This window comes from Glaciimonas sp. PAMC28666 (assembly GCF_016917355.1).
Classification (GTDB): Bacteria; Pseudomonadota; Gammaproteobacteria; order Burkholderiales; family Burkholderiaceae_D; genus Glaciimonas.
This window is the reverse complement of sequence record NZ_CP070304.1, coordinates 3758684-3778280: the sequence shown is the minus strand read 5'-3', so window position 1 is coordinate 3778280 and position 19597 is coordinate 3758684. Positions and strand designations below refer to the sequence as shown.

At 53.7% G+C, this 19597-nt stretch carries 20 protein-coding genes; 1 reads left to right on the top strand and 19 read right to left on the bottom strand.

The annotated features are described in order from the left end of the window. Positions 1-31: 31 nt before the first annotated feature. From JQN73_RS16075 to gspG, 17 genes are all read right to left on the bottom strand, one after another. Entirely contained in the window at positions 32-430 is a 399-nt protein-coding gene (locus JQN73_RS16075; protein ID WP_205319845.1) for a hypothetical protein, read from the bottom strand. Positions 431-898: 468 nt separating this feature from the next. Continuing rightward, positions 899-2257 (bottom strand): amidase, encoded by a 1359-nt coding sequence (locus JQN73_RS16070; RefSeq protein ID WP_205319844.1) that lies wholly within the window; start codon positions 2255-2257, stop codon positions 899-901. A gap of 50 nt (positions 2258-2307) precedes the next feature. After that, positions 2308-2994 carry a DUF2848 domain-containing protein gene (locus JQN73_RS16065; RefSeq protein ID WP_205319843.1) on the bottom strand — a complete coding sequence of 229 codons (687 nt, stop codon included), beginning with the start codon at positions 2992-2994 and terminating at the stop codon, positions 2308-2310. 58 nt (positions 2995-3052) lie between these two features. Then, positions 3053-4339: an MFS transporter gene (locus tag JQN73_RS16060; RefSeq protein ID WP_205319842.1), complete on the bottom strand. Its 1287-nt coding sequence runs from the start codon at positions 4337-4339 to the stop codon at positions 3053-3055. 317 nt (positions 4340-4656) lie between these two features. Beyond that, the gene (locus JQN73_RS16055) at positions 4657-5607 is read right to left on the bottom strand and encodes a LysR family transcriptional regulator (protein WP_205319841.1); all 951 of its coding nucleotides are present in this window, start codon (positions 5605-5607) and stop codon (positions 4657-4659) included. 82 nt (positions 5608-5689) lie between these two features. Then, positions 5690-6244, bottom strand: coding sequence for a type II secretion system protein N (locus tag JQN73_RS16050; protein WP_205319840.1), 555 nt, complete (start codon positions 6242-6244; stop codon positions 5690-5692). A gap of 69 nt (positions 6245-6313) precedes the next feature. After that, positions 6314-7531 carry a type II secretion system inner membrane protein GspF gene (gene gspF / locus JQN73_RS16045; protein ID WP_205319839.1) on the bottom strand — a complete coding sequence of 406 codons (1218 nt, stop codon included), beginning with the start codon at positions 7529-7531 and terminating at the stop codon, positions 6314-6316. A 12-nt stretch (positions 7532-7543) separates the two neighbouring features. Beyond that, a complete protein-coding gene (gspE, locus tag JQN73_RS16040) occupies positions 7544-9043 on the bottom strand; it encodes a type II secretion system ATPase GspE (RefSeq protein WP_205319838.1) in 1500 nt (499 codons plus the stop codon). A 36-nt stretch (positions 9044-9079) separates the two neighbouring features. Then, a complete protein-coding gene (gene gspD, locus JQN73_RS16035; protein ID WP_240162294.1) occupies positions 9080-11413 on the bottom strand; it encodes a type II secretion system secretin GspD in 2334 nt (777 codons plus the stop codon). Then, positions 11410-12195 carry a type II secretion system protein N gene (locus JQN73_RS16030; RefSeq protein ID WP_205319837.1) on the bottom strand — a complete coding sequence of 262 codons (786 nt, stop codon included), beginning with the start codon at positions 12193-12195 and terminating at the stop codon, positions 11410-11412. The genes gspD and JQN73_RS16030 overlap by 4 nt, the downstream gene beginning before the upstream one ends. 86 nt (positions 12196-12281) lie before the next feature. Continuing rightward, positions 12282-12839, bottom strand: coding sequence for a type II secretion system protein GspM (gene gspM, locus JQN73_RS16025; RefSeq protein WP_205319836.1), 558 nt, complete (start codon positions 12837-12839; stop codon positions 12282-12284). Further along, positions 12836-14146, bottom strand: a complete 1311-nt coding sequence (gene gspL / locus JQN73_RS16020; RefSeq protein ID WP_205319835.1) for a type II secretion system protein GspL — start codon at positions 14144-14146, stop codon at positions 12836-12838. The genes gspM and gspL overlap by 4 nt, the downstream gene beginning before the upstream one ends. 39 nt (positions 14147-14185) lie before the next feature. Further along, the gene (gene gspK / locus JQN73_RS16015) at positions 14186-15211 is read right to left on the bottom strand and encodes a type II secretion system minor pseudopilin GspK (protein WP_205319834.1); all 1026 of its coding nucleotides are present in this window, start codon (positions 15209-15211) and stop codon (positions 14186-14188) included. Next, positions 15208-15930: a type II secretion system protein J gene (locus JQN73_RS16010; RefSeq protein WP_205319833.1), complete on the bottom strand. Its 723-nt coding sequence runs from the start codon at positions 15928-15930 to the stop codon at positions 15208-15210. The genes gspK and JQN73_RS16010 overlap by 4 nt, the downstream gene beginning before the upstream one ends. Further along, on the bottom strand, positions 15920-16312 hold the full coding sequence (gene gspI / locus JQN73_RS16005; RefSeq protein WP_240162293.1) for a type II secretion system minor pseudopilin GspI: 393 nt from the start codon (positions 16310-16312) through the stop codon (positions 15920-15922). Before gspI ends, JQN73_RS16010 begins: the two co-directional genes overlap by 11 nt. Beyond that, positions 16313-16804, bottom strand: a complete 492-nt coding sequence (locus tag JQN73_RS16000; RefSeq protein WP_205319832.1) for a GspH/FimT family pseudopilin — start codon at positions 16802-16804, stop codon at positions 16313-16315. Further along, positions 16804-17271 (bottom strand): type II secretion system major pseudopilin GspG, encoded by a 468-nt coding sequence (gene gspG, locus JQN73_RS15995; RefSeq protein WP_205319831.1) that lies wholly within the window; start codon positions 17269-17271, stop codon positions 16804-16806. The genes JQN73_RS16000 and gspG overlap by 1 nt, the downstream gene beginning before the upstream one ends. Positions 17272-17618: 347 nt before the next feature. Here gspG and JQN73_RS15990 point away from each other — a divergent pair, with 347 nt between their 5' ends. Further along, complete coding sequence (locus JQN73_RS15990) at positions 17619-18023, top strand: helix-turn-helix domain-containing protein (RefSeq protein WP_205319830.1); 405 nt, start codon at positions 17619-17621, stop codon at positions 18021-18023. A gap of 449 nt (positions 18024-18472) precedes the next feature. Here JQN73_RS15990 and JQN73_RS15985 read toward each other — a convergent pair whose 3' ends face one another. Next, on the bottom strand, positions 18473-18883 hold the full coding sequence (locus JQN73_RS15985) for a hypothetical protein (RefSeq protein ID WP_205319829.1): 411 nt from the start codon (positions 18881-18883) through the stop codon (positions 18473-18475). Positions 18884-19108: 225 nt separating this feature from the next. Then, entirely contained in the window at positions 19109-19441 is a 333-nt protein-coding gene (locus JQN73_RS15980; protein WP_205319828.1) for a hypothetical protein, read from the bottom strand. Positions 19442-19597 lie beyond the last annotated feature (156 nt).

Genomic DNA, 19597 nt, shown 5'->3' with positions numbered 1-19597 from the left:
ACGACGATGACAGACTAGGCGATCTGTTGGGTTAAATCAGGAAACAGCAATGACGGATGGATAGCGGTGGCGCGGTGGTCCGCGTTAAAAGAAGAGGTAGTAACGGAGCAGTTTTTGGGTTGTATATGCGCGCGATGTCGTGAACTACCAGCGTCATTGCGGCGGGTACAAAAGGCTGAACTTGCGGCATGTCAGGCTTATCGAGAGATTGGTTTCCTGCCTGCTCGTTAGCCTGACACAAAATCGGCTGCATGGTATCCATGCCCTGACAACCCACCATCGCCTCATCCACCTCCATCGATACCGGCGTTCTCGCCTGCCCGATCATCAAGCCCGGGCAAGAGTATCCCGCCACCGCAAGCTGCATAAATAGCATGCTGACCATTGCGATGATGACGACTAATAAACGGGATGGACGCGAAAGCTTCATGTTGTCAAGTTTTTACTTCATTTTTTCCAGCAACATTTTCTCTCGTGAAATATCGAGGTTTCTACCTCAAAGTCGCAAAAATGCTTCTAGCGGCATTATTATCGTTCCCCCTTGGGAAGGTCAAGACTATTTTAAAGCCGCATCGTCAATGAATAAATGATCGCCCCGACTTGTTGACGTTGATCAGACTTCCACCCCGGTGTAAATGCGCTCGGCACGCCTATGGGCCGCACCTTCGATCATCCCGCTGGGACGATCGAGCTATCGCTCCAGCTTTAGAGGTAGTGTCGGACTTATGGTACAAATGTTGAGGAAAAGCCTGAATTATCTGATTGCTCTCAAAGGATGGCAACATCTCCTACCGCGGGTTGATGTGCACATTGAATGCTGGCAATCCCCCTGCACCAAAACAAAAACGCCGGGTCAATTACTTGACCCGGCATTTTATCTATAGTATTTGAATCTGCTTCAGGAAAGCGCCAACAACGCTTCCACCGCAAGTCCAATTTCCAGAATCTTGCGGTCATTGCCGCCGGCAGCGGCTAGCATCAATCCTACCGGTGCTTCGCCTTTGGCATGACAAGGCAACGAAAGTGCACAACCGTCCAGAAAATTAATGACAGAGGGATTACGCAAAATCAGGCCATTGGCTTTGTAGTAGGCTTCATCGCTGGCTTCCAGCTCGGTGATGATCGGTGCCACAATGGGAACCGTGGGCATCAGCAACGCATCGTACCCGGAAATTTTTTGCTCTACCGCCGCAATCCACTGTTTACGTGCCGCAAACAGGTCGATCAAATCGGCGGCGCTCATTTCCTTGCCACGCAATATGCGCGAAATCACCCGCGGGTCGTAAGCCGAAGCGCGCTCGGCGATCAGATTTCGATGCCAGGCGTAAGCTTCGGCACCGGTAAATCCGCTTTTAGCGTTGATTGCTGCCAGCGCGGCGAACTCTGGAATCTCGATTTCTTCTATTAAAGCACCCGCATTTTGCAGCCGTCGCCGGGCGTTGGCAAACGCTGCTGCCACGTCGCTATCCATGCCATCCAGCACCAGCGTTGTCGGAACTGCCAGACGCAAGCCGCGTAACGCAAAAGGCGTCAGCGGCACAATCTTTTCGCCGGCCATAATCGCGTCCAGCGTTGCGCAACAGGCAACGCTGTTGCTGATCGCGCCAATTGAATCCAGCTGTATCGATAGCGGCAGAACCCCTTGCAGCGATACTCTGTCTGCGGTCGGCTTGAAGCCGGTCAGCCCGCACAATGCGGCGGGAATCCGAATGGAACCGCCTGTATCGGAGCCGATTCCGGCGACTACCATGCCGTCGCTGACCGATACCGCTGCGCCGGATGACGAGCCGCCCGGAATGCGACCAACGGTGCGATCCCAGGGATTGCGCGGTGTGCCGTAATGGGGATTGATGCCAAGGCCGGAATAGGCAAATTCGGTCATATTGGTGCGGCCGATGATGACTGCACCGGCTGCTGCCAACCGTTGCACCACCAGGGCGCTAACCTGCGCTGGCGGCGCATCGTTGAGCGCCACCGAGCCAGCCCGCGTCACGCTACCGGCGACATCGAACAGGTCCTTGACCGAGATCGGCAAACCGTCTATTGGTGAACGGGTCTGGCCGCTGGCGCGCAACAAGTCTGATGCCTGCGCCGCTGCCCGTGCCGCTGTTGCATAGATTTCGGTGAAGACACGACACCCTTCGCCAGACTCCGCCGCTGCGCGTTGCAGCGCGGTCTCTGTGAGCGCTGCCGAGGTGACGGTATTCTGATGTAGTGCTTCAGATAAAATTTGCAAGGTTGGTGGCGTCGTGGTCATAGGGTCTCGGTCAATGGTGTGGAATCCAGCGTCTGTTTTTGCGTCTCTTTTTACGCCACCTCGGGCAATATTTCAACTTCGTAATGGTGGCGTAACGTGCGTTGGCGGCGCGGGTCGAACAATTCCATTGTAAATGACTGTGACGGGCGAATACCACCAATTGCGCCAACGGTTCCGCAGGTCATGCCGATGCCTGCAGGCAACATTGCGGCGCCATTGGTGTACCCGGCGATCAGGTCTTGCGGTGTGCGTAGCGATGCCAGAGGACCTTCCTGATACAGCACCTGTTCGCCGTTTTCTCCGATGTAGGAGCGGATGATCAGTTCGTCCCAGTAGTCTGCCACTTCGGACAGACGCCAGGCGGTGTTGGCAACTGGCTTAATGCATAGCTGTTTCGATAGCGCTACGCTATGCGCTTCCAGTTTGCGATCAGTGTGGTCGGACGCGATGCTGACATAGTGTTCGCCATCGGCGGCAAAAATAAAAGTTTCTACCTCGCCCGAGGATGCAGCGCCGACCACCTGAACTTGTCGCGCCTGCGTCAGTTGATTACTGGCGATGCGGTAATACAGCGGAACCGCGCTGGGGCGGGAGATGCCAAGTGCGGCCAGCTCTTCGATGTGATGTTCGATGGCAGCGTGATCGCGTCCAGCCCAACCGGCCACGATCAGGGAATCGATATCGGTATCGAGTTGATGCGAACCTTGTTCGGTGTCGATCTGAAAGGATAGATGCATGATAGTTTCAACTTTAGAGAAGAACGGCCGTGCGGACAGGCCGTTATGGTTGTAAAAATTAACGGGCTTTTTTGATGAACACCAAAACCAATATCGTTGCGCCTAATTCAAGCGCCGCGACGAAGTACAAGCCAGAAGCCACACTTCCGGTCGAGGTTTTAAGCGAGCCGATAAGGTAAGGAGCGACGAAGCCCGCCAGATTGCCGATCGAGTTAATCAGCGCAATACCGCCAGCAGCAGCGGTGCCAGTGAGGAATGCGGCCGGAATCGACCAGAAAACCGGGAAAGCAGCCAGAATTCCGGCCGCGGCCAACGTCAGCGCACACAGCGCTAATATCGCATTGCCGATAAAGAAACCGGTCAAAATCAAGCCGATACTGGCTACCAGAGTTGCCAGCGCACAGTGCAAGTGGCGTTCGCCGCTGCGGTCGGAATGGATGCCGTTCCATATCATGGCGACGGTCCCAGCGAGGAACGGAACCGCGGAGATCAAGCCGATCTGCAAATTGCCAACGATGCCGATTTCCTTGATGATGGACGGTGACCAGAAGGCTATCGTGGCGTTGCCGCTGACTACGCAAAAATACACCGCAGCGCACAGCCAGACCCGATGATTGCGGCAGGCGTCACGTAACGAGGTATGTTTGCTGTCATGATTTTCCGCCGCCAACGCATCGGTCACGGCTTGCTGTTGGGTCGGACTTAACCATTTTGCATTGACTGGCTTTTCAGGCAGATAGAGCAGTACCAGAATACCGGCAATGACCGACGGAATACCTTCCAGCAAAAACAACCACTGCCAATTGGCGAAATGACCGACGCCATCCATACGGCTCATGATAAGACCGGCAATCGGACCGCCGACAACGCCAGCAATCGCAAAAGAGGTCATAAACAGGCCATTAACGCGCGCGCGCCGGGCCGCCGGAAACCAGTAGGTAAGGTACAGCACTACGCCGGGGAAGAAGCCCGCTTCGAACACGCCGAGAAAAAATCGGATCACATAAAACGTGGCCGGAGTCTTGACATAAACCATCGCCATCGACGTCAGCCCCCAGAGGATCGTGATGCGCGCCAGCGTCTTGCGGGCGCCGATTTTTTCCAGCAACAAATTGCTTGGTACTTCGAACAGGAAATAACCGATAAAAAAGATACCGGCACCAAGCCCGTAGATAGCCTCACTGAATTGCAAGTCCTGCAACATTTGTAACTTGGCAAAGCCCACATTAACCCGGTCTATCCAGGCCAGCACGAACAGAAAGACCAGAAAAGGAATGAGTCGCCAGGCAATTTTTTTGTAGGTATCTTCCAAGTTATGAATCGGAAGTTTGAGGTCGTTGTGCATGTGATGTCACCTGGAAAGGAAATTACTTCGCGGCGGTTAAGGAACGGATACGCGGAAGGATTGCGCGATGTTTTCTTTGTTCATCGTCACTGGTAGGGGTACTGTTCAGCGCCACTTACCGGATGAATTGAGTATGCGTAACGCGCAGGCAGCTGTCCAACAAGAAATTGTCAGCGCGGCCGATTGAAAAATCTTATGAGCAAAAATGGGGAGAGTTGTCTGCGACGAGGAGAGCCTAAAAAGAGCCTAAAAAGAGCGTAAAAGTCACAATTGAGGGCATTCCCCACAATTATGCCTTATGCTGGTGCCTTCTGTTTTCAGGCAAGGGGAAAAGGCAATTCGAGTGGATCGGACGGCAATCTGGCGATTTCAGGTCCCCAATTCAGTGCGAATTCAGATGCCGTTTCCTGCGCGATGCTGGCAAGGGTTTCAGTCAACGCATTTTCCGGATCGTTGCGAAAAGATGCCATCAGCAGCAAGGCGGGGAAATCCGCATCGACCCGCAGCAATTGCAGGCTGCCATCGTTAAGTTCTCGCTGAATGATGGCAGGTGGCACCGCCGCGACGCCGAACCCATCGCTCACCAACCGTATCATCGTGGCGACGGAAGTAATGCAATTGATGTGCAGAGAGCCACGTTCGCTATTGGAAAATAGTTGTTTGATGATGCTGTGCGGGCCTGAGTTGCGCGCAAAGCTCACCAATGGGAAGGCGGCCAGATCGGACAAACTCAGGGTTTCGTTGCCGATCTCCAGTTTGCTGCTCCCCACCCAACGCATGGGCAATTCGCACAACTTGAAATTGCGCACATTAGGTGCGATGACAGGCTCCGCCAGCAAAACCAGATCAAGGTCGCCCTTGCTGAACTGTTCGCCGAGGTGAATAGTTGTGTCACTGGCAATTTCGATCTCAAGTTGCGGAAACAGTTTATGTATACGTCCAATCAAATCCGGGAACCAGCTATGCACAATCGATTCGATGACGCCGATTCTTATCACGCCAGAGTAGTTATCGCGCACCGACATGTCTTCCTTCATTTCACGCATCAACTTGACAATGCGCTCGGCATGCACCAGCGCCTTGCTGCCATCGGTAGTCAGGGCAACTTCGCGCGCGCCGCGATCGAACAGGCGCAGTCCGAAATCCTGCTCCAGGGTGGCGATGCGGCTGGATACTGCAGCCTGAGTGGTGTGCAGTTTTTCGGCTGTCAGCCGGAAATTTTTCAATTTTGCCAGCCAGACGAAGGTTTCAAGAAAGCGGGTGTTCATCGGCACAATTTACAAATGAGTAAGGCATTAGTTTAGCGCATCAGGAAAACATGATGTTGAAAACAACGTCGGAGGTATTTCGTCATTTAACCGGGAGACCAGGAGCAGTCGGGGCTGCTACCGGCGTATCCTGACGAATCGCTGCGGATGCAAAAGATATAGCGGGGGCCTGCGCTGGCGTCACTATTGGAAATCCAGTCGATGGCGCCAGCCTTGGCGGCAGATTTTCTGGCAAGGTTACCCGTTTTAATACCCCTCCTTCGGAGAGCATCACATAGGTCGGATGCACTTCTTTGAGGCTGGTACCGGGTAGATATTCTTTGCCTTCCCTGACCGCACGTGAGGGCTGACCGTCGGCGCTAATAATGGCTACGCTGTCGTCGGCATTGTTGGCCACCAAGATTCCCTTTAACTGATAATTGCTGGCAACCGTAACGGTGCCCCGACCACCAAACAAGCCGGACGCCGTCGTTAAATCGACCTGTGTATTTTCCGTCTGCGGCAGCGCGACGACCGCACGACTTGTCGGCTTGTCTAGTTGCATCACCCAATATGCAACGCAGGCGCACAGCAGCATAAATAAAAACAGGCTGAGGAGTTCCGGTAACCGTCTACCCTGTTTGCCGAACATTTTCATTATTTTTCCGTCCATTTCGCCTTGCTGCGGCAAAGGTTTTTGCAAAGTTCGTGTTGCAATGAATTTAATTCAGTGTACTAGCTGGTTGATTTCAATAATCGGCATCAGCACCGCCAGCACAATTAATAACACCACTACTCCCATCGCCAAAATCAGCGCCGGCTCCAGCAAGCCTGCGATGGTCATTGCGCGTCGCTCCAGATCCTGCTCCTGCGAACTGGCGGCGCGGTCCAGCATCGCGGGCAACTCACCGGTGACTTCCCCCGCCCGAATCATGTGTATCAACATCGGCGGAAAGTACTTGTGGGCCGCAAGCGCCCGCGCCAGCCCAACTCCTTCTCGCACACTGGTAGCGGCTGTATCGACCTGTTGTCGCATCGCGACATTCGATAGCGTATCCCGACTGGTTTGCAGGGCTTTCAGGATGGGGACGCCGGAACCGGTCGTAATCGCCAGCGTACTGGCAAAACGGGCGGTATTCAGACTACGCTCGAATTTTCCATACAGCGGGGCACGCAGCAACCACGCGTGCCAACGCAGCTTGGTGGCCGGGTTCTTCAGCGCGGTACGCCAACCGTAAAACAGGGCAATTAATATCAGCACCACCACCCAACCGTAATGCCTCACAAAATCGGAAATCGCCAACATTAGCACGGTTAATAATGGTAACTTTTGCTTGGTGTTGGCAAACACCGAGACGATTTGCGGTACCACATAGGTCAGCAAAAAGATCACGATAACGAAGGCCACCACCGTGACAATCGCTGGATAGGTAAATGCTAGCTTAACCTTCTGCAGCAACGCATTGCGCCGCTCAATGTAATCCGCCAGCCGCGCTAGCACGCGGGATAACTGACCGATCTGTTCGCCGGAGGCCACCAGCGCCCGATAAATTTCTGCAAAATCGCGCGGATGACTTGCCAGCGCATCAGACAATGACGATCCACCCACCACCGCCGAGCGAACGGAGGCTATCAGATCACGCTGATAGGTGCGCTCGGCCTGCTCCAGCAATGCTGTCAATGCTTGTTCCAGCGGCAGACTGGCTTCCAGCAGACTCGCCAGCTGGCGTGTGAACAAGGCAATCTCGAGCGTCGTTAAATGTTCGCCAAAGCCACGCCGGTGAACCTTCCCGGCGGCATCCTGCTGCGCAATCAAATCGACCTTTAGAGGCAATAACCCTTGCGCCCGCAGCTCGGCCCGCGCTAATTTTGCGCTGTCGGCGCTAACCACGCCTTTGGTTGTGCTGCCGCCCGCATCCACCGCTTCGTAGCGAAATGCTGCCATACTCTGCCTCCCTTATTCTTTGGTTACGCGCAACAACTCGGCTTGGGTCGTGATGCCCTCGTTAAGCCATCGTTCCCCGTCCTGACGCATGGTCTGCATGCCGTCTCGTTGGGCGACCCGCTGGATCTCGGCTTCGGAAGCGCGCTGATGAATCAACGACTGAATTTCATCGGTGGTCGGCAATAACTCGTAGATCCCCACGCGCCCGCGATAGCCAGTATGGCCGCAGTGTTCGCAACCGACCGCGTGCCATAACATTTCATGCTGACGGCGACAATGCGTGCATAGCTTTCTGAGCAGCCGCTGCGCCACCACGCCCAGTAATGAAGACGATAACAAAAAGGGTTCTATCCCCATATCCAGCAAACGGGTAACGGCGGCGGCCGAATCATTGGTATGCAAGGTTGCCAATACCAGATGCCCGGTCAGGGAAGCCTGAATCGCAATCTGTGCGGTTTCCAGATCGCGTATTTCGCCGATCATGATGATGTCCGGATCTTGTCGCAAAATTGCCCGCAGCGCTTTGGCAAAGCTCATGTCGATGCGCGCATTCACCTGCGTCTGTCCAACCCCGGCAAGCTCATATTCGATAGGATCTTCCACCGTCAGAATATTCGTACTGCTGGTATTGAGACGCGCTAACGCGGCGTACAAAGTCGTGGTTTTTCCGGAACCCGTCGGCCCGGTAACGAGTACAATTCCGTGCGGCTGGGCGATCAGGCGATCAAATTGAGGCAACACAGCGTCGCTCATGCCGAGATGATGCAGATCGAGCCGACCAGCCTCCTTATCCAATAAACGCAGTACCACCCTTTCGCCATGACCGGTGGGCAAGGTCGACACCCGCACGTCGACGGGTTTTCCGCCGACCCGCAAGGTGATACGGCCGTCCTGGGGCAATCTCTTCTCCGCGATATCCAGTTGCGCCATGATCTTGATCCGGGAAATCAGCGAAGCATGCACGGCTTTTTTGGGTCGGACCACGTCACGCAGACTACCATCGATACGAAAACGCACCACCGAAATCTGCTCGAATGGCTCGATGTGAATATCAGATGCGCCCTCTCGCAACGCTTGGGTCAGCAATGCATTAATCATGCGGATCACCGGCGCATCATCGGATGATTCAAGCAGATCCTCGATGGCGGGCATGTCTTGCATCAGTCGTGTGAGGTCCAGATCGGTTTCAAATTCGTCTACCACTTGTGCAGCATCACCACCCGATCCGGCATAGGCTTTCACAATCGCGGCATCCAGCGCATCGCGCGACATGGTACGAAAGCGGACGCGGCCGAAGCGGCGACTGACTTCGGCAATCGCACTTGGCTGGGTGGCGTCGGAGATCCATAATTCCACACCATTAGCACCGCTGTTATCACCGCTGTTATCACCGCTGTTATCACCGCTATTTTCGCCGCCATTTGCAGCGTCGCTCCACTGTGCCAGCACTGAAAAATTGCGGGCGAACGCGTAAGGTAACAGGTGCGACTGGATTATTCTGCCCTCGTTCATTCCGCTCTCCTTATTGTTCTCGGTTAGTGTTCCGCTTTAAGGGGTTCTGCCTGAATCCGGGGCCGTCGCAGGTCCGGTAGCAGACCCTGGCGTGAGGACCGAAGGTTGCCTATCCTGCGAACGTTGCTGGCGAGAGCGCAAGTCGACGAAAGGCCCACCATCCTCGAGTTTTGGCATCACCGCAGCACCGAAATCGGTCAAAATACTTTTGTCCGGTTGCACGCTGATTTGGGCATTCTGCATATAATCGTAACGGTCGGCGACCACTATTCCATTCTGCTCTTTGTTGCGAATAATGGTGGGGCGCAGAAATATCATCAAATTGGTTTTGCTGCGTGAACCGGATTGATATTTGAAAAGATTCCCTATAAATGGCAGATCTCCCAGCAAGGGCACTTTCTGAATATTGTGCTCGTTGTCGTCACCAATCAGTCCACCCAATGCGATGATTTCGCCGTCGTCTATCACCACATTGGTATCCAGGGAACGTTTGGTGGTGGTCGGTCCATTTTGGTTGGCGGCCGTACTGGGAACCACGGCCGATACTTCTTGAGAAATCTCCAGACGTACCGTTCCACCTTCGGAAATATGCGGTCTTATTTTAAGTGCCGTACCGACGTCTTTACGCTCCACCGTGGTGAACGGATTGGTCGTGGTTCCGCCGGTCGTCGCATACGAGCCGGTAACAAACGGGACGTTCTGCCCGACCACGATCCTCGCCTCTTCGTTATCGAGGGTTAGCAAATTAGGCATCGAAAGGACGTTTCCGCCAGTCGTCGAATTCAACGCACTGGCGAGCGCGCCGAGACCGATCTTCCCGGCAATCTGGCGGAACACGCCGAGTTGCAAACCACTGCCCAGAGTTGGTAATGTGGTTGTACCGGTTCCCGCCGTGAGCTGACCTATGGCTGTGTTAAACAGGTTACCGCTGGTGATCCCCGTGTTGGTACCCATAAATCCAGTACCGCCGCCAACCCGATAAGCGCTATTTTTGTCGCCGCTCAGCGCCAGCCACTGCACCCCGATCTCGCTCGCCGCTGTGTCCGTGACCTCCACGATCAAGGCTTCGACGTAGACTTGCGCGCGCCGGGTGTCAAGCTGATCAATCACACTGCGAACGTTGCGATAGACCGGTTCGCTGGCTGTGATGATCAGCGTATTGGTGGTTTCATCTGCCTGGATATAACCTGCGCTGCTCCCGCCGCCCGAACCAGTGCTGGAACCGGAACCTGCACCGCTTCCGGACAATGGCGCCGCGCCGCTGGAAAACGCAGAGCTTGATATGCCAGACGCTGTACCCGCCTGCGCACCGTTGGTACTTTGCAGCATGCTGCCTGCCGTACCGCCCGACCCTGCGCTGCTAAGTGCCTGACCGCCGGACGCAGATGCGGTATCGAATGAAACGATTGACCGCAATGTTCTGGCCAGTCTCCCGGCGTCAGCATTCCTCAGATACACCACATGCACATTGCCGATCTGTGTGGTCGGTTGATCGAGCTTTTCAATGAGTGATTTGGCAAGGTTGGCGCGCCCTCTCGACGGTGCGCGAATAACCACAGAATTGGTTCTCGAATCGGCCATAATAACAATGCGCGCACTGTCGCCAGCACCTGAGGCACCGGCGGATGCCACGGAACCGGCATCAAGCAATTTGCTTGCCATCACCGCGATGTCACTGGCGACACCATAACGTACCGGAACCACGTCGAGGTCGCTCACTGCCGGCACGTCCAATACCGCGATCATTTTTGCTAACCGCTGTAAATTTGCGGCATAGTCCGTGACGACCAGTGTGTTGTTCCCGGGATTGGCGTTGATCGTATTATTGGGTGAAATCAATGGCCGCAACACGGCGAGAATATTGGTTGCAGATTCGTAATTCAATGAAAATATTTGTGTCGCAATCTGATCGCCTCTAACGCCCTCCGCCCTGATCGGAGCGAGTTGCAACTTGGCGTCAGCTTCCGGCACAACTTTGACAAAGCCATCGCCACGCACCAGTACATATCCTTGCAAACGTAGCGTCGAAGCGAGAAGATCAAAAACCCTGGTTTTGCTCATTGGCTTTTCCGATACCAGGTTAATGGTCCCTTTGACACGAGGGTCGACGATGAAGGTGGTACCGGTAAACAAGCCGACAGCCTTGATAACGGACTCAATGTCGGCGCCCATGAAATTCATCACTGCCTGCCCGTTGCTGCCATCCTGATGGAGAGCGTCACCGGAAACCTTACCGACCGGTTGCGCCGAAGTGGGAGCACAAAAGGTCAGCATGGTAACGGCTGCGACAACGTGACAGCTACGTCGAATTGTCTCAACACGTGCTTTGAATGTTATTGGTATCGCGAGATGCATTTTTTTATTTATCATGATTTAAACTCTAGTCCGATAACATTTCTGCCGTTGCGCTGGCGATACTGGCCCAATAAACTCAGCAGGGTAGCTAATTTTTCTTCCTGTCCCGCCGCTGCGTCTGCTGTTCCAGAAAACTGTAGGTGGCCGTCTTGTAAGGTGCCCTTTCCGCTCAATAACATTGATCCGCCTAATGTGTCTAACCGCAATTGCGCTTGCCTGCCATGCCAGTCAAAGCGCATACGATAGCTGCCCAAAGGCTTGACCGGCGACAGGCGTGATGCTATTTCCAGCAATTCCAATGTCATCGCGCCGTCCAGATCGACACCGCCGATGCGACGCGTCAGCGCCAATTGTTCCCAGCGCAACAGGAGCCGTCCCGAAAATTTTAACGTGTTCAGTGGCGCCCCCAACGCGGTCAACCGCTCCGCCGGTAAAGACAGGCTGGCTGCACTCACGGTCCATGCTTTCCAGTCCCCGTGGATACTGACCGGTTGCGATAAAACAGGTGAATTTTCCACCGTCGCATCCACCCGCCCGATCAGGATGAGCGGCGACAAATCCCATGCAAACCGACCGGGTATCAAAGGCATCAGCGCATCCTTGGCGCTCGGTGCAGCAGCGATAAAGGCCGAGCCATGCCACAACGATCCTTGCGGATCACCTAGCGTAATACGTCCGCCGGTCCGGCTTTCCAATAGCGGAGCCAGCCAGATTGCCGGAAAAAAAAACAGCACCGTTGTCAGTACACTCGCGACCGCGGCTACGACCCACATCAGCACAACGGTTGGCTGTCGCATATCGCTCCTCTAATTGAAATGATCTATCCATACACGCGTAGAAAAACCGCCCGCTAATTACCACAGCATGCAATCGCCCAGATCCGCTACTGGTGCCTTGGTTGCGATAGCAGAACCGTTGCGTTCACATTGCCGGGTTGGACACTCTTGCGCACTTGCGTTGCTTCGTTCAGCGCGTTAACGCTGGCGTCCACTACCTGCCAATGTGCTGTGAGCTGGACATTGGTTAGCCAGTCGAGCAGGCCGGCAAAGTCCACCGCATCCATCTGGACCCTGGCGGTATCACCGCTCATCACAACACTTTGCGCCGTTAATCCTTTGTTTTTTAACGCGCTTTGGACTGCCTCTTTATCAAGTGGAGCGAGCACCCTTTCAGCGGGTTGGGCTGCCACTAATGCTGCCCTCTCCACCAGAGATTGCATGTCGGCAGCTTGTTGCCGCAGCGCGGGCAAATCTTTTTGTAAGCGCGCCCTGCCATCTAACGCCGGTTGAATCAACGACAGATAGACCAATACCAGTAAAGTAAATGCCCCGGCCGAGGCCAGCAAGCGACGTTCCCTTTGATCCCGTTGCGACCAGTACGCGAGAGCGGAAACGCGTATTTTTCCGGCAGGTTGGCGTAATGGGCTGAATGCCGAATTCATTGGCGGCTCCCAATTTGCCAGACACCGTCCACTGGCTTGGTCAACGTCAGTAGCTTCGCATCCAGGGCGCGCTTGAAGGGCGCTTCCGCGGCGTCCGCATTTTGAATATTTTTCCAGTGCACTAATAAATGATGGTCGCGATATTCGAGCGCCCCAATGGCTTTGGTCTCAACGCTTTGCGGTAGTGCAGCCCATGTTTCACCGAATCCAGCGAGAAGCAACAGAAAATCGTCATGCGAAAAACGCCCGTTATTGCTTTCGGCTAAGGCAATTTTTTGCTGCATTTGCGCAATCGGATCGAGGATTACGGTCTCTTTGGGATAGGCTGCACGGTAACTTTGCAGCATGCCAGCGCGCAGACTGCTGGCTTCGCGGCGCATGCGCCACCAGTCAACTTGTAAACTGACAACGTTCACCATTAGCAATGCTGCGGCTAGCGCAATGGGCCAGCGCCAACGCCGCCATCTGAATTCGGTTCCGGCGGCGGAGGCCGTCAAACCGCCCATCAAATCGATGCCACCCTCGCGCATTAGTTGTTGCGCACCTGCAATCCAGTGCGACCAGTCATCGAGCGCTATCGTGACCTGCGTGTCGCCGCGTTCCCGAAAGGCCAGGAGACTCGCTTCCGGCACGTAGAGCAGAACCTGCTGCTGCGCCAAAATTGCTGTCAGACTATCCAAAATCGTCTGTTCTGAAGACTGGCCGGTGACGGGAGAAAGTAACCAGCCGATCCCCTCCTCGCCCGCCATGCGTAGCGCGACCTCGATAACGCCACCGTGATCGGTGACGGCCGCGACCATCAGCTTCGGATCGGCCAGACAAAGGCATAGTTGCGCGGGAAAGACATGCAGATTGCCAGCGCCGAGTGCCCGTAACGTCTTCACGATTAGTAATAACCACTCACGTTGCACCACCGCGATCAGGCGCAGGTTATCCGGGACATTATCAACCGGGTGTTGATCATTACGGCTAAGCTTAACCGCGCGTCTGCGGCCGGTCACAATGACGCAGTCAAGCGGATCGTCCAGCAATTGGTCTTCAACCAGATTGGGCAACGCCATCTTTAGCCTGGAATCCGACATCGGCGGCACTTGCATCCGTAACAGACTGACATCGGCCGCTGCCAGGATCAGCACTACCCGCGCTGCAGCAGCGATCTGGGCAGCAAGATCTGACAAAGGAGCTATTCCCTGACGCTCAATGCGATTTTGTTCGGATACGAGCGCATACCGACAATCCGGCATCATCATCGGCGTCGTAAGATCAAACGTGGCCTTCGCTGGCAATCTGATAAATAAGGTACTCAAAACGCTCCCTTCACTTATTTTTTTGGCTTTTTTTTACACTTATTGCTCTCTGATCCACACGATGGTGCTGTCGTTACGGTTATTAATGCGCTGTATCAACGACACCGTCTTGAGTGCTGCACGGCCCATCCGAAGGCGTCCATTTACTAAAAAGAAAACACTGGAAAACCCGACGTTGGCAATCGAAGAAAATGGTTTTCCAAATAATTGTGCCATTTGCGCCGACAAGTGCTGCATATCAACAAACGGTGCGGCACGGCGACTGGCAATCAGCACATTCGCTTCCGTTAGGGTGAGCGTTGCAAAACAGGCCGCAAGCACTTCAGCCGGTGCCGTGTTAGCGTTGACCGGGGTGGTCAGCGGCAGCACGATAATAAAATCTTTTAACTGCCCGACCATATCCGCTGTAAAACCGGGTAACGACAAGAGGTCGTCGGCCTGCATGATTGGCAATGTAGCGTTATCGGAATGCGTCGCCGATCCAGCCACGACCGTGGACCCTGGCAACGATGGCTGAAGTGGAAGCGTTACCGGTGGCGGTTGCCCGGCCACGATGGCCTGCGCGACCACAACGGCCAAACTGACCGGTACGCCGACGTTAACCAACAGGCGTTTGAATACCACCAGTTCATCCGGATTGATGATACTGACGCCGTTTGCACCGTTCGCACTGAGGTTACTTAAGTTGTAGCGCGATTGCCCATCCATAATGTTGCCAGACAGGATGGCATCACCCGCATCGCCATCAGAACGACCATCTTCCAGATATTGATCCAGGCGCGTATCGGCTAACGGCGTCGCCCAGGGTTGGCCTAAATAATCAATGGTGGATTGCCGACCGCCGGCGCGTAAAATCAACTTTGCCCAATCGAGTGCGCCACGCATAATCCAGTCTCTTTGCAACTGCAAGCGCTGATTCTCAATCGACCTGACTTGTACCTGCTGTTGCCAGAACAGGCTGGCAACGATGGTGACGGCTAATGTCGTCAGCAACAAAGCCGTGACAATCGCAACGCCCTGCTGCGCGCAGAGAGTTGCGGGTCGCGCTATCAAGGGCCGTCTCATGCGGCTCCCAATAAAAAAGCCTTGAGCATGCTGCCAGCGCGATCACGCGGCTGCAAAGCAATTTCCAGTCCGGTCCAGCGGTTGATCCTTACGCCATTCACCAGAATGGCCGCTGTTGAATTCGCAGCCGCAGCGGGCGGACGCCAACCGAGTCCATCGCTTCCCCATAGTTGCATTTGCATCGACGCTATATTCGATTGCAGCACGACCGCCTGCCCATTTGGGGTGCCACTAGCAGTGCTATTCCCGGCGGATTGCTCCGCGTCGTTAAGCGCCGCCTGCCACATCGCATCGAGAACAGTTAAGTCGCGGGTGGCAATAGTTTCCTGACGTGTCAGGAAACCATCGCGCAAGCGATAGTCGACCACCTGCACCTGGATCGGTTGCTGCTCGACAAATACCAGCCGGACCATCAGGAAACGATCAGAAGCGATCAACAGGGTAGGACGGGTCGGCAGCAAACTATCCGGTGCCAGGTGCGTACAATCACTTTGGACTTGAGCAAACGTCAGTTGCAAACCACGTGTTTGTTCCATTTCCTCGGTCAACGCACTGCGCGCTCGTACGATGCCATCGAGCCCGCGCCAGCCCAGCACAGCCACCATCGCCAGTATGGTGATGGCAATGATCAGTTCAATCAGCGTAAAACCCCGCGCCGTGCGGGGCGCATGACACGCCTGGCCGGTAATCGTTTCCACGCAGTAACGATTAATGACCATTCGGCACGACCTGAGTCAGGTTGACGATGCGTCGCTGCTGATCGGCGACGTCATACACGGCGACCTCGACGCGCCGAAAATACGGATTCGGCGTGCCAAAGACGTGCTCTTCACATAGCAGCTGCAATTCCCCTTGGGGACAATTAAAAGCGCGAGCACCGATTGGCGGCCATTCGTTTCCCAAACGGATCTGGGTCAAACGGTTTTCCGCCGACCAGGTTGCCATCATGGCGGCCCTCAGAGCGCTACTGTTTTGCGTCAAACTTCCAATCGCGCGCAAACTCGCTCCCAATGAAACGGCAACAATCACCAAGGCCACAAGCACCTCCAGCAGCGTAAAGCCTGCGCCAAGTGCCATGCGAAGCGGGCGCGAGTTAAACATCTATTCGACCAAAAAATGACCAATACCATCGGCGCGAATGATGACCCTTGCGTCCCCGCCAGCCAAGGTCAGCGCAAAAGGCTTGTCCACCGGTTCGCGGCCAAATGGAATGCGCAAGGTGCTGGGTGAGCCATTATCCATCGCCGGGGGTTCCATCGATAACTGGACCGGCGGTCGTTTGAATGCGCGTTGGCGCAGCATGTCATCCTGCGTTAGCGGTTGCCAGCCACTTTCGTCGCGCACCAGAAAACGATAACTATTGGCATCGGCTTCGAAAGCGGTCGGCTGATTACGCAAAATCGCCTCCTCACGCGCCAACTGCAACAGCACGGCAATCCGTTGCGCGTCGTCTAACAGGACTTGATGATCATTGGGAAAAGCATTCAGCGATACAACGCCAAGCGTAATACCGGCAATGACGATCACGACCAGCAGTTCGAGCAACGTAAAGCCGCTGCGTGCCCGCCGATTGCTAAGCCCCGCGCCTTCCATTACAGACTCCAGGAGCCAATGTCGGCATCATTGCCTTCGCCGCCCGGTTGTCCATCCGCGCCATAGGAGAACACGTCCACCTCGCCTTTGATACCGGGCGATAAATATTGATAAGGTTTACCCCATGGGTCTTTAGGAAGTTTGTCGATATAACCGCCAGCTTTCCAGCTGTTTGCCGGAGGACCAACGGTCGGTTTGGTAACTAACGCTTCAAGGCCTTGCTCCGTGGTTGGGTAGCGCTGATTGTCGAGTTTATATAATTTCAGCGAAGACACGATACTGGCGATGTCGGAGCGCGCCGCCATCACCCGGGCGTCGTCGGTGCGGCCCATCAATTTAGGCACTACCAGTGCAGCCAGGATGCCCATGATGACCACCACCACCATGATTTCAATCAGCGTGAAGCCACGTTGCCGTGCAGTATCTGGCCCTCCTCCACGCAGCGATTTTGGATCTGCTTTTCCCATTTTCGTCCCTAGCCATAAGGTTTGATGAAATGTTGACAACATATTAGCATTATTACCACCAATGCCCGCATTGCATTTACAAATCAGGCAACAACTTGCATCACTGGCATCGACCGGAGCAAACGGGATAAAAGCTTTTCGGCAGGTCGTTTCAGATTTTTTTCAAGGCAGCTCAGTGCCTGCCGGTCGCCAATGTTCCTCTTATGTGATGGAAAACCGCTTCATTTCACAGGAAGAAAAATATTTTCTTTAAAGAAAATTTATCCACGTAGTGGTGATATATTTTAGGCGCGAAACCCACGATAAGTTGATTGTGTATCCACGATTTGAAAACTATTCTGTCTAGTATGAATTCATTAAAAAAAGAAGTCGGCAAACGGTTGAAAGAAGCTAGAAATGCCAAGAAGTTAACCCTTGAAGCGACGTCTTTACTCGTCCCCGGGCTATCTACCACCCGGTTGTCGAATTGGGAAAATGGCACGCGCTCATCCGATCTCAAAATTGTCAAAAAACTGGCGGAAGTCTACGAGGCTAGCGCGAGTTATATGCTGACTCTCGAGGATGCTCCGCCAGATCCGCGGTTAAGACACCTCATCGAGCTATATAAGGCTGCCGATAGCCGAGGCCAAGATACAATTTTACGCGTTGCGGAATCGGAATCGACGTATGAAGTTACCAAAAAAACACAAGGACAGCCGATGCAGTTAGTTAATCCGGCCTTACGCCTCGGCACCGACTCAAAAAAAGAATAGCGAGGAAATGGTCGCACCCAATAAATGGCGACCACTATTTCTCGAAAGACACAAATAGTGGATTTTTTACGCCCCACCAATCCACAAATCGTGTATTATAAGGTTTATCAGCACAAGCCAAATCAACACTCTGGTGAAAGTAGCAGTCCCTGAAGCAGTCTCAAAATCCACTTGGCGCTGTCGCAGAATTGATAGGTTTTAAGGATATATTTTCCAACATGAAATGTACGCGTCTCTGGAATGGTTGACAGTATTCGGTAACCTTATTTTGATCGTCGCTGCGATCCAGTCGGTCCCGGTAGTTCGCCAGACGAAGAAGCAAAACGAGCCGCAAATTGAAGTTGCAGCTCATAGTTTCGGTCATGCGCAAACCTAAGGCCGCAGCGAATTTATCAGCTTCGCGCAGCACCAGATTGCGGCGTGGCTGGTACGTCGAAATTGTGCGTGATTTACTGACCGTTACTCAAAGTCACGCAATTAAAATCAACACATAGTGCAGAGAATGCAGCCTTATAAACACTTTCGCTTGAACACATTAACATTAGCCCCGACCGATGGGGTGCAAGTCGAAACACCTCACGTACGCGCTTCACCGCTGCGAGCGTGCCTTTTATCTCTGCAACAACGAAGGGTGCGCCCTCAAGGTGATTGAGTTGATGGTAGTCGATTACGCGACTGACAACTCGCATGGCAAGTGGGGATACTTCGGCGTCATCCAATGCGGGTCCGACCATTTTCCCAACACTGATGCCAACTACTAAAGTTTTGTTGTCTACCTGCACCTCGAATGCACTCAATGTTTCCAGTCCACCTACTTCGTCCCAATAAGTTTGAGGTAAAAAAGTACTGCTGATTTTCATGGTATCTCTCTGTAAAAAATACGCTCAACGCCGGCCGCGCCTGGCTGTTTCTGTCAATGGCAATTCTTTATCCTCCTTTAAAACGTTAAAAAAATGATCCATTTTTATGGTCGAGATCTTTTTCCAACCGTAATTATTTTGGAGAATGCGCATAAAAAGATCAGCGCGTTTTACAAAGATGCAGTTCTCAAATCGAGATAGGGATACGCATCAATCGCCAAAAAATCAAGGGCGAAAAATCGCGGTCGGCCTACCATTTTCTGGCCGCCACTGATACGTTCCTCTACCATTTTTTTTTGAGTAGAAAAAATAAAACAGAATGGGACGCGTACTTGCCAGCATGCGAGTTTTTTCTGGGCGGTGAATCTGGTTAAACAATAATGATTGCGCCACTTTTTTTTCGATGCTTTCAATAAAATAAAAGGAAATAATTTTTCCAATCAAATTTATTTTATGAATGACAGAAAGATTGATAGAGGAAATTTTATCGCGAGCGATAGTAAATAAAATGCGCGGTAAGTGATATTCCGCTCGCGTTGAACCAGCGCGGTTTCGCACCGTTATTGGTCGAGATCACTTTTCTGGTTTAGCGCCCTCAATCGAAGCTTGATGCGGAAATGCTTTTTTGCGACGCCCATGTCAGCCAAATTCGGTAGGGCCGCCGCCCAGGGCCCTTCTTGAATGCGCTCTATCGATGGTCACTGCCGCAAGTCC

Excerpts from the sequence above, each read along its gene's own strand:
- JQN73_RS16065 (WP_205319843.1), bottom strand. The coding sequence starts at position 2,994 with ATGCATCTATCCTTTCAGATCGACACCGAACAAGGTTCGCATCAACTC.
- JQN73_RS15985 (WP_205319829.1), bottom strand. The coding sequence starts at position 18,883 with ATGAAAATCAGCAGTACTTTTTTACCTCAAACTTATTGGGACGAAGTA.
- JQN73_RS16010 (WP_205319833.1), bottom strand. The coding sequence starts at position 15,930 with ATGGTCATTAATCGTTACTGCGTGGAAACGATTACCGGCCAGGCGTGT.
- JQN73_RS16050 (WP_205319840.1), bottom strand. The coding sequence starts at position 6,244 with ATGAAAATGTTCGGCAAACAGGGTAGACGGTTACCGGAACTCCTCAGC.
- gspF (WP_205319839.1), bottom strand. The coding sequence starts at position 7,531 with ATGGCAGCATTTCGCTACGAAGCGGTGGATGCGGGCGGCAGCACAACC.
- JQN73_RS15990 (WP_205319830.1), top strand. The coding sequence starts at position 17,619 with ATGAATTCATTAAAAAAAGAAGTCGGCAAACGGTTGAAAGAAGCTAGA.
- gspE (WP_205319838.1), bottom strand. The coding sequence starts at position 9,043 with ATGAACGAGGGCAGAATAATCCAGTCGCACCTGTTACCTTACGCGTTC.
- JQN73_RS16060 (WP_205319842.1), bottom strand. The coding sequence starts at position 4,339 with ATGCACAACGACCTCAAACTTCCGATTCATAACTTGGAAGATACCTAC.
- JQN73_RS16030 (WP_205319837.1), bottom strand. The coding sequence starts at position 12,195 with ATGCGACAGCCAACCGTTGTGCTGATGTGGGTCGTAGCCGCGGTCGCG.
- gspD (WP_240162294.1), bottom strand. The coding sequence starts at position 11,413 with ATGATAAATAAAAAAATGCATCTCGCGATACCAATAACATTCAAAGCA.
- JQN73_RS16075 (WP_205319845.1), bottom strand. The coding sequence starts at position 430 with ATGAAGCTTTCGCGTCCATCCCGTTTATTAGTCGTCATCATCGCAATG.
- JQN73_RS16070 (WP_205319844.1), bottom strand. The coding sequence starts at position 2,257 with ATGACCACGACGCCACCAACCTTGCAAATTTTATCTGAAGCACTACAT.
- gspM (WP_205319836.1), bottom strand. The coding sequence starts at position 12,839 with ATGAATTCGGCATTCAGCCCATTACGCCAACCTGCCGGAAAAATACGC.
- JQN73_RS16000 (WP_205319832.1), bottom strand. The coding sequence starts at position 16,804 with ATGGAAGGCGCGGGGCTTAGCAATCGGCGGGCACGCAGCGGCTTTACG.
- gspI (WP_240162293.1), bottom strand. The coding sequence starts at position 16,312 with ATGTTTAACTCGCGCCCGCTTCGCATGGCACTTGGCGCAGGCTTTACG.
- JQN73_RS16055 (WP_205319841.1), bottom strand. The coding sequence starts at position 5,607 with ATGAACACCCGCTTTCTTGAAACCTTCGTCTGGCTGGCAAAATTGAAA.
- gspG (WP_205319831.1), bottom strand. The coding sequence starts at position 17,271 with ATGGGAAAAGCAGATCCAAAATCGCTGCGTGGAGGAGGGCCAGATACT.
- gspK (WP_205319834.1), bottom strand. The coding sequence starts at position 15,211 with ATGAGACGGCCCTTGATAGCGCGACCCGCAACTCTCTGCGCGCAGCAG.